Annotated in this window: 20 protein-coding genes; 17 read left to right on the top strand and 3 right to left on the bottom strand. The window is 38.3% G+C overall.

Going from position 1 to position 17,728, the window contains the following annotated elements:
* Positions 1-87 precede the first annotated feature (87 nt).
* Complete coding sequence (locus tag BLR27_RS13045; RefSeq protein ID WP_090705544.1) at positions 88-495, bottom strand: Dabb family protein; 408 nt, start codon at positions 493-495, stop codon at positions 88-90.
* A 95-nt stretch (positions 496-590) separates the two neighbouring features.
* Positions 591-2,003: a sialate O-acetylesterase gene (locus tag BLR27_RS13040; RefSeq protein ID WP_090705542.1), complete on the bottom strand. Its 1,413-nt coding sequence runs from the start codon at positions 2,001-2,003 to the stop codon at positions 591-593.
* A gap of 220 nt (positions 2,004-2,223) precedes the next feature.
* Between BLR27_RS13040 and BLR27_RS13035 the strand changes: the two genes are divergently transcribed.
* The 3 genes from BLR27_RS13035 (at position 2,224) to BLR27_RS13025 (ending at position 5,652) form a co-directional block, all read left to right on the top strand.
* Positions 2,224-3,123 carry an alkaline phosphatase gene (locus BLR27_RS13035; protein WP_090705541.1) on the top strand — a complete coding sequence of 300 codons (900 nt, stop codon included), beginning with the start codon at positions 2,224-2,226 and terminating at the stop codon, positions 3,121-3,123.
* Positions 3,124-3,307: 184 nt separating this feature from the next.
* Positions 3,308-4,504, top strand: a complete 1,197-nt coding sequence (locus tag BLR27_RS13030) for a S8 family serine peptidase (protein ID WP_090705563.1) — start codon at positions 3,308-3,310, stop codon at positions 4,502-4,504.
* Positions 4,505-4,674: 170 nt separating this feature from the next.
* Positions 4,675-5,652 (top strand): acetamidase/formamidase family protein, encoded by a 978-nt coding sequence (locus tag BLR27_RS13025; RefSeq protein WP_090705539.1) that lies wholly within the window; start codon positions 4,675-4,677, stop codon positions 5,650-5,652.
* Between the two features lie 61 nt (positions 5,653-5,713).
* Here the strand turns inward: BLR27_RS13025 and BLR27_RS13020 are convergent, their stop codons facing one another.
* Positions 5,714-6,331 (bottom strand): outer membrane beta-barrel protein, encoded by a 618-nt coding sequence (locus BLR27_RS13020; protein ID WP_090705537.1) that lies wholly within the window; start codon positions 6,329-6,331, stop codon positions 5,714-5,716.
* Between the two features lie 478 nt (positions 6,332-6,809).
* On the opposite strand from BLR27_RS13020, the gene BLR27_RS13015 reads away from it, so the two are divergent.
* From BLR27_RS13015 to BLR27_RS12950, 14 genes are all read left to right on the top strand, one after another.
* On the top strand, positions 6,810-7,409 hold the full coding sequence (locus tag BLR27_RS13015; RefSeq protein ID WP_090705535.1) for a TetR/AcrR family transcriptional regulator: 600 nt from the start codon (positions 6,810-6,812) through the stop codon (positions 7,407-7,409).
* A gap of 127 nt (positions 7,410-7,536) precedes the next feature.
* Positions 7,537-8,634 carry a VIT1/CCC1 transporter family protein gene (locus tag BLR27_RS13010; RefSeq protein WP_090705533.1) on the top strand — a complete coding sequence of 366 codons (1,098 nt, stop codon included), beginning with the start codon at positions 7,537-7,539 and terminating at the stop codon, positions 8,632-8,634.
* Between the two features lie 106 nt (positions 8,635-8,740).
* Entirely contained in the window at positions 8,741-9,559 is an 819-nt protein-coding gene (locus BLR27_RS13005) for a sulfite exporter TauE/SafE family protein (RefSeq protein WP_090705531.1), read from the top strand.
* 1 nt (position 9,560) lies between these two features.
* Entirely contained in the window at positions 9,561-10,178 is a 618-nt protein-coding gene (locus BLR27_RS13000) for a methyltransferase domain-containing protein (protein ID WP_090705529.1), read from the top strand.
* A 167-nt stretch (positions 10,179-10,345) separates the two neighbouring features.
* Positions 10,346-11,743 (top strand): MBL fold metallo-hydrolase, encoded by a 1,398-nt coding sequence (locus BLR27_RS12995; protein ID WP_090705527.1) that lies wholly within the window; start codon positions 10,346-10,348, stop codon positions 11,741-11,743.
* A gap of 123 nt (positions 11,744-11,866) precedes the next feature.
* Entirely contained in the window at positions 11,867-13,282 is a 1,416-nt protein-coding gene (locus BLR27_RS12990) for an MBL fold metallo-hydrolase (protein WP_090705561.1), read from the top strand.
* 105 nt (positions 13,283-13,387) lie between these two features.
* The gene (locus BLR27_RS12985) at positions 13,388-14,620 is read left to right on the top strand and encodes an MFS transporter (RefSeq protein ID WP_090705525.1); all 1,233 of its coding nucleotides are present in this window, start codon (positions 13,388-13,390) and stop codon (positions 14,618-14,620) included.
* 11 nt (positions 14,621-14,631) lie between these two features.
* Positions 14,632-14,949: a DUF202 domain-containing protein gene (locus BLR27_RS12980; protein ID WP_143007749.1), complete on the top strand. Its 318-nt coding sequence runs from the start codon at positions 14,632-14,634 to the stop codon at positions 14,947-14,949.
* Positions 14,950-15,079: 130 nt separating this feature from the next.
* Entirely contained in the window at positions 15,080-15,316 is a 237-nt protein-coding gene (locus BLR27_RS12975; RefSeq protein ID WP_090705522.1) for a hypothetical protein, read from the top strand.
* Between the two features lie 25 nt (positions 15,317-15,341).
* Complete coding sequence (trxA, locus tag BLR27_RS12970) at positions 15,342-15,638, top strand: thioredoxin (RefSeq protein WP_090705521.1); 297 nt, start codon at positions 15,342-15,344, stop codon at positions 15,636-15,638.
* Between the two features lie 4 nt (positions 15,639-15,642).
* Positions 15,643-15,957 (top strand): rhodanese-like domain-containing protein, encoded by a 315-nt coding sequence (locus BLR27_RS12965; protein ID WP_090705519.1) that lies wholly within the window; start codon positions 15,643-15,645, stop codon positions 15,955-15,957.
* 104 nt (positions 15,958-16,061) lie between these two features.
* Complete coding sequence (locus BLR27_RS12960; RefSeq protein WP_090705518.1) at positions 16,062-16,307, top strand: rhodanese-like domain-containing protein; 246 nt, start codon at positions 16,062-16,064, stop codon at positions 16,305-16,307.
* 23 nt (positions 16,308-16,330) lie between these two features.
* Entirely contained in the window at positions 16,331-17,167 is an 837-nt protein-coding gene (locus tag BLR27_RS12955) for a universal stress protein (RefSeq protein WP_090705516.1), read from the top strand.
* A 3-nt stretch (positions 17,168-17,170) separates the two neighbouring features.
* Positions 17,171-17,728 carry a YeeE/YedE family protein gene (locus tag BLR27_RS12950; RefSeq protein WP_176767702.1) on the top strand — a complete coding sequence of 186 codons (558 nt, stop codon included), beginning with the start codon at positions 17,171-17,173 and terminating at the stop codon, positions 17,726-17,728.

The raw sequence follows: 17,728 nt of genomic DNA, 5'->3' as shown, positions 1-17,728 counted from the left end.
TAATAAAATATGCTTACTTATTCATTATCAAATAGTTATAAACTAAAAATAATTCTTGAAAATCTGATTTCTTATATCGAACTCACGTTAAATTAATGCAGAATCATAAACCACTACTTTTTCCCAAAGATGACCGTAGTTCTTTGCAAATTCCAGGTGGATAGGGTGTGTTTGGTAAACTGCCTGTCCTCCAACATTATCAAAGTACAAAAGCTCTGATACACTCCAGCTGGTGTCTATCACACTTCTCTTTTCTGTGCTTGCAACAATTCCGATGTGCATTTCACGAACAGTTTCAATGCTCTTTAATGTTTTGATCCCCTTGATCAGTTCCTGACGGTCTTCTTCAGATCCAATTCTTTTGAGCCAGAAATATACTTGATGGGCAATGCCATATTTTTCAGATTTTGGAGTTATTGTCATGGCGTTTGCAGCTGTGCCCGCTGTAAGTGCAGCGGCAGTACTTAAAAATTTTCTTCTGTTTGATTTGTTCATGTTAAATAGATCACATTTAAGTTCAAAGAGCTTAATGTTAATATAGTTTATGAGAATAACAGAGGTTAAAAATTCCGTTTAACCACTGATATATTTTATTTTTTTATCGCGCTGGTATCCATTTCCCAATCGTCTGTCCTGAATAAATTGACAGGCAATCCTTCTTTATTAAATAAATTCAGAATCGCGGTATTATTGAATGCAAAACGAACTGCTACAGGGCTTTTTATGTTTTTATTAGATACGACCACAGTGTTTCCTTCAATTTTTGCCTGGGCTGGGAAGAATATTTTATCCTCACCTGCAATTTCAAAACTGCTGATCTTATCCCCCTTTACCATCAAACCATTCGACGCATTTGAAAATTGAATTTTTATTTTATCCTTCTCGATATTATGATTCGAATACACCGGACTTTGACAAGCAATATCAGTGAATCCATATGTTTCGTTCAATGCCAGGTCTGATAAGCGTTTAGCAACTGCAATTTTTAATGTCGGATGGATGTTTGTCGTATCCGGTACAAGGTCAGTCACCACCACCATTCCTGTATTTGGGTGCTGGGCAGATTTTGTTTGTGTTTCCCTTAGAAGTGCGCCAACATTTTTAAAACCATAGGAGAAGGGTGCAATCTGTACAAAATAGAAAGGAAAATTTTTATTCCATTGCTGACGCCATGCATCGATCATGCCTGTAAATAACTTCTCATAGGCATAATAGGTTTTGACATTGCTTTCACCCTGATACCAGATCGCTCCGGCTATGGAGTAGTTTGTGATTGGGTAGATCATGGCATTATAAGCCAGTGCAGTTTTATGAGGCCAGCCTTGTGAAGCGCTTAATTGCTCGGAGCCTTTTTTAATGATTTTATCATTATTGATCACATATTCCGGCGACCAGGTTTCGGCTGGAGTACCTCCCCAATTTGAATTGATCAAGCCAATTGGAGTATTCAATTTTTGATTTAAATTTTTACCGAAAAAATAGCCAATGGCACTAAATTTAATCATTTCTTCAGGTGAGCAAACAACCCATTTCCCTTCGGCATTCTCTTGTGGAAATGCTGAAGTTGATTTAGCCACATAAAATAACCGGATCTTATTATTGGTCGCATTAGGTGCTTCATCTTTACTTTCCTGTAAGTTTTGAGTACCAGACCATTCCATATTACTTTGTCCGCCGCATACCCATACTTCCCCAATTAAAACGTCCTCCAGTATTATGGTATTATTTCCCTGAAGAGTGATCGAATATGATCCGCCGGCCTCTGGGGTTTTAATTTCTGTTATCCATTTGGCATCATTTGTTGCCTGGGTTTGATATGTTGTATTATCCCATCCTACCTTAATACTTATTTTCTCACCAGGTGATGCCCAGCCCCATAATTTAACAGTTGATTTTTGCTGTAAAACCATATGAGATCCAAGGATATTTGGAAGTCGTACGTTTGCTGTTCCTGATATGGCAATAAAGCATGCCAGGATCACTAATAAAAATTGTTTTTTCATGAATCTTCTTGTATTTTATTATTCAAACCAATCGAATTTTCCTCAGGAAGTATTATTGAATTATTTAAATATAATTGTTTTCGCTGATTTTAAAATGTTTGATTCTTTTTTCTGAAATTATTAAAAGTATGGATTTTCTTTAATTTCAAATTACCTTCAAATATTTTGTGCTTTGAAACTTAATCCTGATTTTGGATGAGTGTTTATTAAAAAAATATCCATGAAGAAGATTATCATGCCCTTGTTTTTTTTATTCCTTATCTCTTTTGTATCTGAACAGGTTTTTTCTCAGAAGATTAAGCATGTGATATTGATCGGGTCAGATGGATTTGGTGCTTATGCTTTTGAAAAGGCTAAAATTCCAAATCTGAGGGCCATGATGAAGGAAGGTTCCTGGTCATTACAAGCAAGGACGGTTTTGCCTTCATCGAGTGCGGCAAACTGGGCATCGATGGTTATGGGGGCGGGTCCGGAGCTTCATGGTTATACTACTTGGGGTAGTAAAAAACCGGATATGCCTCCCAGAGTAGTGGATGATTATGGAATGTTTCCAAGTCTGTATTCTCAACTTCGTAAAGAAAAGCCTGACAGTGAGATAGGTGTTATTTATGAATGGGATGGCATAGGATATTTGTTTCCCAAAGCGGCAGTCAATAAGGATCAGAATGCTGATGGCGATATCGCGGTTACCAAGGCAGCAAGTGATTATATCAAAGAAAAAAAACCAAATTTTCTCTTTGTTCATCTTCATGATGTGGATAGCGTCGGGCATAAGATTGGACATGGAACTCCCGAATATTATTCGGCAATTGAACGGACCGATGCCCACATCGGAACTATTTTAAAAAGCATTGAAGATGCCGGAATAGCCGAAAGCACAGTAGTGCTATTTACCGCAGATCATGGGGGTATCAATAAGGGTCATGGCCTGATCAGTATGAATGAAATGCAGATTCCATGGATCATTAAAGGCCCGGGAATTATTAAAGATCAGGAATTATTGCAGAGCATCATGACCTTCGATACCGCAGCTACTATCGCTGAATTATTAAAGTTAAAGGCACCGCAGGTTTGGATCGGAAGGCCGGTTAAAAATGCGATGAAGAAATTTAAACGATAATTCTTATTCATTTGAAAACCAAAAATATACAGACAGATTATATCTTCAAACAACCAATTATTTAAGATAAACAACATATTATTTATAATTAATTAAATTATTGAAATTCAATCTTTTATTATTGAACTTTTTCAAAAAGGTTAATTATATTTATTCTCTTATAATTATTAACTATAGTGAAATTATGAAGAAGTTATTATATCTGTCTGCTATTGTTTTAACAGTCTCTTGTTCTAAAACTGAATTTGATAATTCAGGATCTTTAATCCAGCTTGATGGAAGTGTTAAAGAAAATTTACTTGGTTCAACAACGGGCAGAGCAATTCCTTCAAAATACATAATTGTTTTAAAGGATGACAATACAATTCTGGGAGATAAAGTCAAATCAAGAGGTCGTGCATTGGGATTATTAAAACGAAATAGTGCTGCTGAATCAAATCTTGAATTTGTTTATTCAAAGGCTATTCAGGGTTTTTCTGCTTTTATCAGTCCGGCAGTTGCGGCTAAATTAGCAAAGGATCCGGATGTAAAATATATTGAGGCCGATATGGAGATCAACCTTTGGCCAATAACCATAGAGGCAAGGCCAGGTGGTGGCGGAGGTAGTACAACACCACCGGCTCAGACTACTCCATGGGGAATTAATGCTATTGGCGGATCTGCGAGTGGAACAGGAAAAAGAGCATGGATCATTGATACAGGTATAGATCTTACTCATCCTGACCTGATCGTAGGTAGTACTTTAGGCTTTACAGCCTTTACTGCCGGTAAGGATGCTAATTTTAATGATGGTAATGGACATGGTACTCACGTTGCCGGTACTGTAGCTGCATTAAACAATACCATCGGTGTTGTTGGAGTTGCAGCCGGTGCAACAGTGATTCCTGTTAAAGTATTAGATTCAAGAGGTAGTGGGTCGACTTCTGGTGTAATTGCTGGTATTGATTATGTTGCTTTAAAAGGAATTTCTGGCGATGTGGCTAATATGAGTTTAGGTGGAGCTTTTTCCCAGGCATTGAACGATGCGGTTTTAAGAGCATCAGCTGTAGTTAAATTTGCAGTTGCCGCAGGTAACGATGCAAAAAGTGCAACCAACTATTCGCCTGCAAGTGTAAATGCTCCGAATGTTTATACCATCTCTGCATATGATGTGAATGGTGTATTTGCAACCTTCTCAAACTTTGGAAATCCTCCTGTTGATTACAGCGCTCCTGGTGTTAGTATTAGTTCTACCTGGAAATCAGGTGGATACAATACCATTAGTGGAACTTCAATGGCGTCTCCTCATGCATGTGGAATTTTGCTGCTTGGCAATATTTCAAATGGTGGTACAGTTACTGGCGACCGTGATAATACACCTGACGTAAAAGCAATAAGATAAACTAATTTCATACTATTTTGCTTACGGCCATCTTCTGTTTTCAGGAAATGGCCGTATTTATTTTATAGGCTTTTGTCTCAGGCCATTTATTTTAAAATCCTTTTTATAAGGAATTCCTCTCGGAAATCTCCTGATTTTCTCTTAATTTAAGGGTATATAAAGGCTGAAAAATGAAAAAAATTTTGCGCGAGCAAGCCAGAAAATTTGCTTTTGATCATTCCGACAAGCCCTTGTTAAGGGTCAAAACCGGGGAGCGTTTTGAAATTGAAACCTGGGATGCAGGGAGTGGTTTTTTTAAAAGTCCGGCTGATAAAGCCATTCCAGCCAATCGTCCTGGTTTTGATCGTAATCCTCCGCTTGCAAACCCTATTGCTGGTCCGGTTTATATCGAAGGACTTGAACCTGGCGATACCCTGATCGTAAATATTCATGAAATAGAGGTTGAGAATACCTCATGGATAGCGGTTGGTCCAAAACGCGGGCCTCTCGGCGAATCATCACGCTGGCCTGAACTTTCCTCAGAATATCACACTAAAATATTTAAACATACTCCAGGTGCAAGCGGAACTACAATGGATGGCACTCTTCATTTCAATGATAAGATCTCCTGGCCAATAACACCATTTGTAGGTACTTTGGGCGTGGCTCCTGACAGAGATGTATTGAACAGTCTTGATGGACAGGGTGATTGGGGAGGGAATCTGGATATCCGTGACTTTAAGCCCGGAAATAAAGTCTTTTTGCCTGTCTACCATGAAGGCGGACTATTTTATCTGGGGGATGTACACGCAAGTCAGGGGGATACGGAATACACCGGAACAGCAGCTGAAACCCAGGCTACAGTACGATTGTCCTTTGATGTAATAAAGGGTAGCAGACCTCCCGGGATACGGATTGAAACTCCCGAATCAATCATCACAATTCATGCTTACCGCCCTCTCGAAGAAGCAGTTCATCAGGCAACAGTTTATATGATGGAATGGCTGATCAACTCTTATGGGTTTGATCCAACAGATGCTTATTGCTTTGTGAGTACCTGCCCTGATTTCCGGATCAATATTTATCAAATGTGTAAGATCGGAAAACTGAGCTATGTGGCCGGGGCAGAAATTCCCAGGCGTTATTTAAGTCAGGCGAAGCTGAAATAAATTTGTTGTAAACAAAAAAGGCGCACTTTCCAGTGCGCCTTTACCTTAAACTTAGTATCAATTAGAAGTGAAACTGAACGCCGATCCTTGGGCTGAAGAAATTGGTTCCGAATGAGAAATCTTCTCTTCCTGCTCCTATTACATCGTTATCGTTTCCATCTTTTACTTTATAGCTATTGTAGGAAACTCCTCTTAAAGCCAATTCGATTCCGATTTTTTTAGTTGGGAAGTAAGCAAAGCCCGGAGAAAGATCAACACCAACTGATGTAGAAGAACCAACTTTTGCTCCTGTATCACCATTTGCATCAACTGACTTTACTGTTCCAAAAGCCATAGGTACTGAAGCCTGACCGAAGAATTTAAACTGATCGCTTAATCCGGCATAATAACGGCCGAAAGGACTAACAACTACTGCCTGATTCATGCCGGTAACACTTGCTTCAGCAGTCTTGGAATAAGTATAACCAACACCTGTTCCGATTGCAAAATTATCGGATACGAAATATCCAACATTCGGAACGATAGAAAGGTTTTCAGCAGCATTTGCATTAGCGGCATCAGATTTTGAAGACTGATAGGATGCAGTACCTCCTAATATGTATTTACCTTTTTCTGTTTGTGCATAGCTTCCTAATGTAAGTCCGCTAAGTGCAATGATTGATAAAATTAACTTTTTCATTTTCTTAAAATTTACGTTTTTTAGTATTTGTTTTTCGAATACAATTCAAAAGTAGTCTATAAGTTTATAATCTGAAATCTTTTTTCTCTGGAAATAAACTCATTATTTACAAAGGCCTGATTGTCAAAGGATATAGATTTTCCCGTTTTTTATTCTTTACAATTGGATGATTTTTCTGCCATGCTGTTTTGAGATGAAATAGGGGCTATAGTTAATGTTAGACCAAGTATTCTAAATGGTCGAAGAGTTGATAAGCCTCATGTGCCCTTAGGTTGATTATATTTATTCTATTCCTTGAAAAACATAAATTCCTGGCATGAACCGGTAAAATTTGCAACGATATTTTTTTTCAACTTATGCTGAATATATTCGGTAATTCTTTAGACATAAGGCGATTTCAATTTTTATTCTGCAATTAAATTTTTCATTTTGCAAAAATTAGACTATTTTTATGTTTTAGTCGATAAACGATTTCTGAATGCAGAAGGATGAATTAATCATAAAAGATATTTTGGAAGGTGCTAAGCGCTTATTTTCCAGGCATGGTTTAAAAAAAACCACAATGGAGGAAATTGCTGATGCTGCCGGAAAAGGGAAAAGTACATTGTATTATTACTTCCCCAGTAAAAACGAAATTTTTGAAGCCGTTGTGGAAGATGAAATGAAAAACCTTATCCAGAAGGTGAGAGTTGCCATCAATAAAGAAACCACAGCAAAGCAAAAAATGAAGGCCTTTCTGGGAACAAATTTATCATCCATTCTTGAATATCATAACCTGAACATGGTTGTAAAGGAAGAAATTCATAATGGCTTGAAAAAAATGTTACAGATCAAACAGAAGTATGATCAGACCCAGATCGATATGATGAAGGAAATTTTGAAATGCGGTGTGCAATCCGGAGAATTCAGAGAATTACCTGAAGAGATGATCGAGAAATGCTCATTCGCATCAATAGCTGCATTCCGGGGATTGAATTCACCTTTGTCAGTTACTATGTGCGATTTCAAATCAGAACAATACTTTGATATTCTTGTTGATACTATTGTTGATGGAATTGGTAGCCAGAAGAAAAAATAAGCTTTGTTCATCATCAACCAGAACTTGCCAGGATTAGAATATTTGACTTTTGTTCCCGGGGCTTTCCTGCTTTATTTTCATTAAATTGCTTCTTTAACACCAATTTTCTGTTTAAACCGCTGAATGTATGATCAATTTAAAAAATGTACAGACTGAGGTTGATACCGGCTTTCTGTATAATATCCTGGCAGAAAATGAACCAGATCCGAATGTTGCCAAAGTTTTTACAGAGATGAGTGCGATTGAGCATGGTCATGCATTAGCCTTCCTGGCAAAACATAACCTGGATCCATCTCACCTCCCATTACCATCAGGCAGAGCCAAAACACTTAAACTAATTGGTAAAATATTTGGTTATGATTACGTTCTGGGCGTAGTATTGGATACCGAAAAAAGTATTTCCTCTTCAATTGTTAATGCAAGAAAGCAAAGTAAAACAGCAAACTCAATTTCTGATACTGCTCATGTTACTATCTTAAAAAATATATTAAATAATCATACTGAAATATCAGGCTCAAACCTGGCCAGATTTGAGAAAAGGCATCGCTCTGTTGGTGGGAATGCATTACGGGCAGCGGTACTTGGTGGGAACGATGGATTAGTATCAAATTTCAGTCTGGTAATGGGTATTGCAGGGGCCACCAGTGGCCAAAGCGAAGTGTTACTTACCGGACTTGCCGGCCTTTTAGCGGGAGCGCTTTCTATGGCTCTTGGTGAATGGATTTCTGTAAAAAGCTCACAGGAACTTTACGAAAACCAGATGCAACTGGAATTGGAAGAACTTGAAACCAATCCCGAAGGTGAAGAAAAGGAACTCGCATTAATATATATGACTAAGGGGATTCCTGAAGCTCAGGCCAGGACAATGGCAAGTGAGATCATAGCCAACAAAGATCAAGCTCATGACATGCTGATCAAGGAGGAATTGGGGATTAACCCTGAAGATCTGAAAGGATCAGCAATGGAAGCAGCTATCACCTCTTTTATACTTTTTGCAGTAGGAGCGATCATTCCGGTTATTCCATTTTTCTTCCTGACGGGCATAAGCGCGGTATTATTTAGTGCATTGCTCAGCGCTCTGGGTTTATTTTTTATTGGTGCGGCTATTACACTGTTCACGGGGAAGACAATCTGGTATTCTGGTGCCAGGCAGGTCTTTTTTGGCCTGGCAGCAGCAGCCATAACTTATGGAATTGGAACTTTGATTGGTGTTTCTCTTGAATAAAATTCTCTGACCCGTATTTTTAGCTTATTATCATTTCTATGTGTAACTTTTGTAACCATAATTCCTTTTTGCTTATGAGACCTTTGTATGCAAATAAAAAAACATTATGGAAATATTAGGTTATGTTCTCGCTGTACTTGTTGGTGTTTCCCTCGGCCTGATCGGCAGCGGTGGTTCTATTCTTACCGTGCCAATTCTGGTCTATATAATGGGAGTGAACCCGATATTGGCAACAGCTTACTCATTATTTATAGTAGGATCAACTGCCCTGGTGGGTGGCGTGCAAAGTGCATTACAAAAAAGAGCCGACTTTAAAACAGTGTTTATTTTTGGAATTCCTTCCATTGCTGCAGTATACATTACCCGTATGTGGCTGGTACCCTTGATTCCTGCTGAGTTATTTTCAATAGGCTCTTTGGTCATTACAAAATCAATAGGTATCATGGTGCTTTTTGCCATCGTTATGATACTAGCCTCTGTGAGCATGATCAGGCCAGGAAAAGAGTCCGATAATGATGAAGATAAACCTCTTCAATATAATTATCCCCTGATCTTATTAGAAGGTTCTGTAGTTGGTTTGCTTACTGGTTTGGTTGGTGCAGGTGGAGGATTCTTGATAATTCCTGCCCTCGTTATTTTAGCACGAATGCCAATGAAGCTGGCTGTAGGAACTTCACTTTTTATTATAGCTGCAAAATCTCTCATTGGTTTTATAGGTGATCTGCAGGGTGCACAAGTTATTGACTGGAAGCTATTGGGAACCTTTACCGGTCTTGCAGGCATAGGAATTTTCATTGGAATATACCTTTCAAAGAAAATTAGCGGTGATAAACTTAAGAAGTCGTTCGGGTGGTTTGTACTTGTAATGGGCATTTATATTTTCGTTAAAGAGCTATTCTTCCCTTCTTCAGGTGGAGGACATTAATATGGAAAATAAACAGAATCTTGATGGAAGTACTCCAAAGGAACTCGGTCAGAGTTTTTGGAATGATCAATATATTGCCAATACTACTGGTTGGGACCTGGGTCAGGTTTCACCACCTTTGAAAGCATATATTGATCAGCTCACAAACAAAGATATTAAGATCCTGATACCAGGATGCGGTAATTCCTATGAGGCAGAGTATCTGCTCAAAATGGGTTTTACAAATGTGAGTCTGATCGATATTGCCCCGGATCTTGTGGAAAGATTAAAAGCGAAATTTAAATCTGAACCACACATTAAAATTATTCTGGGTGATTTCTTTAGTCAAGAGGGTGAATATGATCTGATTCTCGAACAAACTTTTTTTTGTGCCCTGGATCCGGGTTTACGCAAAAGCTATGTTGAGCAGATGAAGAATCTATTGAAAAAAGGCGGCAAACTTGCGGGTGTATTATTTGTTAAAGAGTTTGAGCAGGCTGGGCCGCCCTTTGGCGGATCAAAAGAAGAATATAAGTTACTGTTTGAAAATGATTTTGATTTGCAGGTTTTTGAATCCTGTTATAATTCATTTGCTAAAAGAGCAGGAACCGAAATGTTTGTTGTTTTGCAAAAAAAATAATGATCCCCAAGTTTCTTTTGTAACCAATGTTACCATCCCCGGAAATAAATCTCCGGACATTTGTATAAGAATTGAAGGATATACCATATGAAGGAATTTCAGATGGTTAAGAAATACCGGAAATTCAGGAATTGACTAATTATCATTTAAACACTAAACTAAAAATTATGTTTTTTCAACACATTTATGATAAGAGCCTTGCACAGGCAAGTTATTTTATCGGTTGTCAGAGAGCTGGAGTAGCGGCAGTTATAGATCCGAAACGTGATGTGGATACCTACATCGAGATCGCCAAGGCAAATAATATGAAGATCACACATATCTTCGAAACTCACATTCATGCTGATTTTCTTGCTGGTTCACGTGAGCTTGCAAAGCTAACTGGAGCAGAAATGTTCTTGTCTGATGAAGGTGGTCCGGGATGGGAGTATGAATTTGAACATCATGGTTTAAAAGACGGAGATGAGGTGAAGATAGGTAACCTGACCATGGAAGTATTACATACACCTGGTCATACTCCTGAGAGTATTAGTTTTCTATTGACTGATAATCCTGCTACCAAAGAACCAGTGATGCTGTTTACAGGTGACTTTGTCTTTGTTGGAGACATTGGCCGTCCTGATTTACTGGAAAAAGCAGCAGGGATGGTCGGAACTATGGACGCTGGTGCAAAACAAATGTACAAGTCGATCAATAGATTTTCATCGCTTCCTGATTATATTCAGGTTTGGCCGGGTCATGGTGCAGGATCTGCATGCGGCAAAGCCTTAGGTGCGGTTCCAAGTACAACTGTTGGATATGAAAAGGTAAGAAACTGGGCATTTCATTATGAGAATGATGAGAAAGGCTTTGTTCAATATCTTCTGGCCGATCAGCCGGAGCCACCAAAGTATTTTGCAATGATGAAAAAGCTGAATAAAGTGGATCGTCCATTGTTAACTGAAGTACCGGCATTAAAAAAACTAAGTGCTGCAGAGCTGAAAGATGCTATGGCAAAAGGTATGAAAGTACTTGATGCACGGGATAAAGTTGAGTTTGCCGCAGGATTTATTCCTGGTACAATGAATATTCAGGGAAATAATTCATTTGCTACCTGGGCAGGATGGTTTTTAAAATATGATGAGCAGTTCATCATCCTGGCTGATGAATCTCAGCTGGATGACCTGACAAGAAAACTGATGCGTATCGGTTTGGATAATATCTATGGTTATGTTCCTTCAACTTCTGTTTGGACTGAAGGCGGTGGAAAACTGGAAAAAGCCAATGTGATCTCTATTGATGAGGCTAAAGAGCTGATGAAAGAAGATGTTCAGATTGTTGATCTAAGAGGTGTTTCAGAATATAACTCAGGGCATATTGCAAATGCTGACAATGTATTTGTTGGTACGCTTCCTCAAAATTTAGATAAAATAAGTAAAGACAAAAAAGTAGTAATTCATTGTCAGGGTGGCGACAGAGCAGCAATTGCTTATTCAATCCTGGTTAAAAATGGCTTCAATAATATCGCTAATTATTCAGGCGGTATAAATGAGTGGGTGAATAAAGGGGAACCATTAGTTTCATAATAAAGGGTTTTCAAGTTTAGTGTTAAAAAGCTGCCAAATTAATTTTGGCAGCTTTTTTTTGCAACAAATGTTACAAACTTAGGCCGGAATAATCCCGATTTTTGTATTGTTAAATTAATGAATATGAATGTAGAACAGATTTATACCGGATGTTTGGCACAAGGTGCATATTACATCACCAGCAATGGCGAAGCTGCCATAATAGACCCTCTTCGTGAAGTTGAGCCATATTTGAGCAGACTTAACAAAGATGGGGTTAAATTAAAATATATTTTTGAAACTCATTTCCATGCTGATTTTGTCAGCGGGCATGTAGATCTTAGTAAAGAAACCGGTGCTCCGATCGTTTATGGTCCGAATGCTGCCTGTGAGTTTGATTGCATCTCTGCAACTGATGGACAGGAATTTAAGATTGGTGACATAAGCATCAAAGTTTTGCATACTCCTGGTCATACCATGGAAAGTACCACCTTTTTGTTAAAAGATGAAAGCGGTAAAGACTATTGTATTTTTAGTGGAGACACCCTGTTTTTAGGAGATGTTGGTCGCCCTGATCTTGCTCAGAAAGCAGCACATATGACTCAGGATGAACTTGCAGGCTTGCTTTATGATAGCCTGATGAATAAGATCATGCCATTATCTGATGATGTGATCGTTTATCCTGCACATGGAGCTGGCAGTGCGTGCGGTAAAAATATGATGAAGGAAACAGTTGATACTCTGGGAAATCAGAAGCGCGTTAACTATGCCTTAAATCAGCCGGATAGAGAATCATTCATCAAAGCGGTAACAGAAGGTTTGCTTCCGCCGCCAGCATATTTTGGCCTGAATGTGGCAATGAACAAAAAAGGATATGAAAGCTTTGAAACAGTCCTTAGTCATGGCATGAAAGCTTTAAGTCCTGATGAATTTGAAGTTGCAGCTGAAACTACCGATGCCCTGATCCTGGATACCAGAGATAATATGATATTCTACCGTGGATTTATTCCGCAATCAATAAATATTGGTTTGGGTGGTGATTTCGCTCCATGGGTTGGTGCACTGATCGTTGATGTAAAACAGCCTATACTTTTGGTAACGGATGAAGGTATGGAAGAGGAAGCAGTGACCCGTTTAAGCCGTGTTGGATTTGATCATGTAATTGGTCATTTGAAAGGTGGTTTTAAGGCATGGCTGGAAGCAGGAAAAGAGGCTGATGTTGTTGACCGTATCACCGCAGAACAGTTTGCCCATGAAGTGAGAATCGGAAAGGACAAAGTTGTTGATATAAGAAGAGAAAGCGAATATGCAGCTGAGCATGTGGAAGATGCATTTAACAGACCTCTCGCATATATAAATGACTGGATAAAAGACGTTAATCCAAAGGAACATTTCTTTTTACATTGTGCCGGCGGATACAGAAGTATGATGGCAGCATCAATCCTTCAGGCTCGCGGGTACAGAAACTTTACTGAAATAGCCGGAGGTTTTGGAGCAATAAGCAGTACAAATGTTCCCAAAACAGACTTCGTATGCCAAAGTAAAGTCATGCAATCTTAAATACATACCCTACATATATACCTATGAACAGCAATATAAGGGAGGTCGAAAGCCTCCCTTAATTGTACATCAGATTCTGTTTTTTTATTGTTAAATTAGAGTGATATGCAAGGATTAGAAAAAAATAAATTTCAGTTTGCCCTACTGGTGCTGGTCAATGCATTTGTCGGGGCAATGGTAGGTTTGGAACGATCCATCATGCCTGGCTTTGGAAAGCTGGAGTTCGGACTAAGTGCAAATGCGGCTTTGATGTCCTTTATTATTGCTTTTGGGATAAGTAAATCTCTAAGTAATTATGCCGTTGCTCAACTTTCCAAAAAGTTCAATCGTAAAACTATCCTGATCATCGGCTGGATTGTGGCTCTTCCTGTTCCGTTTTTATTGATGTATGCACCAAGCTGGAATTGGGTCATAGCAGCCAATATTTTACTGGGTATCAATCAGGGCCTTGCATGGAGTTCTACTGTCATCATGAAAATAGACCTTGTAGGTTCAAAGAACCGTGGCTTGGCAATGGGAATCAATGAGTTCGCAGGCTATCTTTCCGTAGGTCTTGCGGCATGGCTGGCAAGTTCAATCGCAGCTGATTATGGATATGCTTTTTTCCCATTTATTCCGGGAGTGATATTTGCCTTTGCAGGATTGTTGATCAGTATTTTCCTTGTTAAGGATACTACACATTTTGTCCATACGGAGAGCTTAACAAGTAAACTGCCCCTCCTGGAAAATGTTTGGAAAGAAACAACCTGGAAACATAGAAATCTGGGTTCTGTAAGCTTAAATGGTTTGGTGAATAATCTCAATGATGGGGTAGTCTGGGGCCTGCTCCCAATGTTATTGATCCAAAGAGGTTTTGGAATTACGCAGATCGGAATTATTGCAGCAATTTATCCTGCAGTTTGGGGTATTTCCCAACTATTTACCGGTAAAATGGGCGACCATTACTGTAAAAAACAAATAATTACTGCCGGAATGCTTTTACAGGCACTGGCAATTTTAATTGTAGCGATTGCATCTTCTTTGCCATTATTGATCCTTGCTTCCATACTTTTAGGCTTTGGTACTGCACTGGTCTATCCTAACTTTCTTTCAGTTATCGCTGAAAGTACCCACCCAAAACAACGTGCTGAAAGCCTGAGTATATTCAGGCTATGGCGGGATAGTGGTTATGTGTTTGGAGCAATATTAAGTGGTGTATTGGCAGATGCATTTGGGATAACTTATGCCTTATTCATTGTTGCTGCAATTACTGCAATTGCTGGTCTTATTGCCAATAGAAGGATGTGTTGTACCACAAAAGTGTTTTGGAAGAGTGAATATTGTGTGCCTGCTTACTAAAAGATAATACTTTGAAATCAAATGAAATTTTAAATAAGGATCTTATTCTCAGAGAGAATCTTGCTGTGGAAAGAACCGACATGGCAATTGACAGAACCTTGCTTGCATTTGTGAGAACCTCCTTATATTTTGCTGTTGCCGGGATGACCATAAATAATTTATTGAAGTTAAGCTATGGTCTGTACTTTGAGATTGGATCCTGGATCATAGCTGTAATGATTCTTCTCATCGGTCTTTTGAGGTTTTTTCACCAAAAAAGTAAACTGAAAAATAACCGCAAACATATTGGGAACTACCAGTCGGACACTCAAATAGATTCAGAGGATTAATTGAAATCTATTTCTGACGGTCATTTAATATCTCGATTACCTAACCTTTCGTTTGTAACCTTTGTTACTCAGAAACGAAATGCAAGCCGCTACTTTTGTATTATAATTTATTAATTAGGAGGATTTAAACATGAAGGATTTAATATTAAATAATTGGAACATCATTCGATTTCTTCGTTTAGGAATTGGTGTGGCAATTATTGTTCAGGCTATTATAGCCGCTGATATATTATTTGGTCTTGCAGGTTTATTATTTGCCGGGATGGCTGTTTTTAATGCAAGCTGCTGCGGTGGAGGAGCCTGCGCTACACCTCCTCCCGGAAAAAAATCCGGATCAAAGGATGTTTCCTACGAAGAAGTAGTTTAATAATATTACCATAAAAACTTTAAAGATGACATTTAATGAATTAATACAATCTGACAAGCCAGTGCTTGTAGATTTTTTTGCAGAGTGGTGTGGTCCTTGTAAAGTAATGGCACCAATTTTAAAAGAAGTAAAACAAGAGATAGGTGATGCGGCCAGTATACTGAAAGTTGATGTGGACAAAAATCCACAGGCTGCAGCTGATTATCAGGTACAGGGTGTTCCAACATTGATACTCTTTAAGGAAGGTAAAGTATTGTGGAGACAGAGTGGCGTGGTACCCAAAAACGGCCTGGTTGGAGTAATTAAAAAATTCTCAATTTAATATTATGATAAACTTTTTTAAAAAATTATTTGGAGCTGCTGAAAAACCGGATTTGAAATTACTTATTGATGAGGGTGCTTACCTGGTAGATGTCAGAACTCCACAGGAACATGCTCAGTCTAAAGTAAAAGGTTCTGTAAATATCCCATTGGACAGCATATCTAATCATTTAGCTAAATTTAAAGATAAGAAGCATATCATAGTGTTTTGCCGTAGTGGAAATAGAAGTTCTCAGGCTAAATCAATTCTTGAAAAAAGCGGATTTACCAATGTTGTTAATGGGGGAACCTCAGAGAATGTAAAGCAATTTGTAAAATAGATTCTATAGATAAATTCATAAATTTATTAGTTCATACCGCACGCTAATAAGCTTGTTTCTGAGCTAATAATGGTCAAAAGCAATTATTTAATAATTAAAGCAATATGAAAACAATTATTGTAGACGTAAGAACAGTAGATGAGTTCAATATGGATGGTCATGCTGAGTGTAGCGTGAATTACCCGCTGGATAAAATTGAAAATTATGTAGACACTCTACGGGATTACGATCAAATCATACTGGTTTGCAGAAGCGGAAACCGTGCTAATGTTGCAAAAAGTATTCTGGCACAGCATGGTCTAACAAATGTTGAGAACAGAGGTGAGTGGCAAAATATTAATTGCAATTAAGTTAAAACAGATAATTTATTAATATGGAAAGCTTAAAAATCCTAATACCTACTGATTTTTCTGTTCAGGCCGAATTCGCCTATCTTATGGTGAAGAAACTTGAAGAAAAAACTACCATAGATATTCATTTTCTACATGTATTAAATGTTCCGGATACAGTTACAATGGACTCCAGAGGTGACATTCAAACATGTGGTGAAATTGATGTGAACTACGTAGTAAAACAGAAAGAAATTGCTTTAAGAAAGCTGGAGAATCTGAAAGTACTTTATGGGAGTCAAATAAACGTTCATTTGGTTCTTGGGAAAACAACTGATGCTATTTTAGATTTTTCGAATTCCAATAGTTTTGACCTGATTGTGATGGGAACAAAAGGCTCAAGTGGGATTAAGGAAGTTCTTTCTGGTTCAGAAGCCCAGATAATTGCTCGCAGGTCTAAAACTCCACTCCTGTCTTTAATGTGTGACCGTTCAGACCTTCAGATACAGAATGTGCTTCTTGTACATAACTTCAACCATCCTAAAAAGGAAGGAATGGAATTAATGCATAAACTGATCAAAGCATTTAATACTAAAGTTCACTTGCTTCAGATCACTTCCGGTCAGGTTGAATTTGAAAAGGCCAGCGTTCAGGCAGATATGAAACAGTTTGCTGAGCTGAATGGTATTGAAAATTATGAATGCCATTTAATCAATGATAAGGATGTGGAGAATGGTGTTGTTCATTTTAATCAGATGAGTAATATGGACATTATCTGTATCGGTACACATGGTAAGGGTGGTTTGTTCCATCAAAGTGCTACTGAGAAGCTGATCAACCATCTTTTTAAACCAATTATTTCCTTTCACTTAAATAACTAAAAAATGATAGAATTAATAACACAGCCCTGGTCCTGGTGGTTTTCAGGGGCGATGATAGCTGCGATAATGTTCTTCCTTTTATTTTTTGGACAGTCATTCGGGTTTTCGTCAAATCTTAGAACTATTTGCGCAGCAGCTGGTTTGGGTAAAACGAATAAATTTTTTGATTTCAACTGGAAAAGCCAGATATGGAACCTGGTCTTTCTTGTAGGTGCTATTTTAGGAGGGTTTTTAACTAAACAATTTCTTTCTACTGATGCACCGGTGCAGATTGCACAATCAACCATTGAAGATCTATCTAAACTTGGTTTTGCTGCACCTGAATCTTTACAGCCTGCAGAACTCTTCGGTCTCGAGGCCATGTTCTCATTAAAGGGTTTCATGATCCTTGCATTTGGAGGCCTCATGGTTGGTTTTGGTTCCCGTTATGCAGGTGGTTGTACGTCAGGACATGCGATCAGTGGTTTATCTGATCTGCAAATACCATCCCTTATAGCTGTAATGGGCTTTTTTGCCGGCGGATTGATCATGACATTTTTAATAATGCCTTTAATATTTTAA

It is taken from the genome of Daejeonella rubra (genome assembly GCF_900103545.1).
GTDB lineage: Bacteria > Bacteroidota > Bacteroidia > Sphingobacteriales > Sphingobacteriaceae > Daejeonella > Daejeonella rubra.
This window is presented reverse-complemented; position numbering and strand designations above follow the sequence as displayed.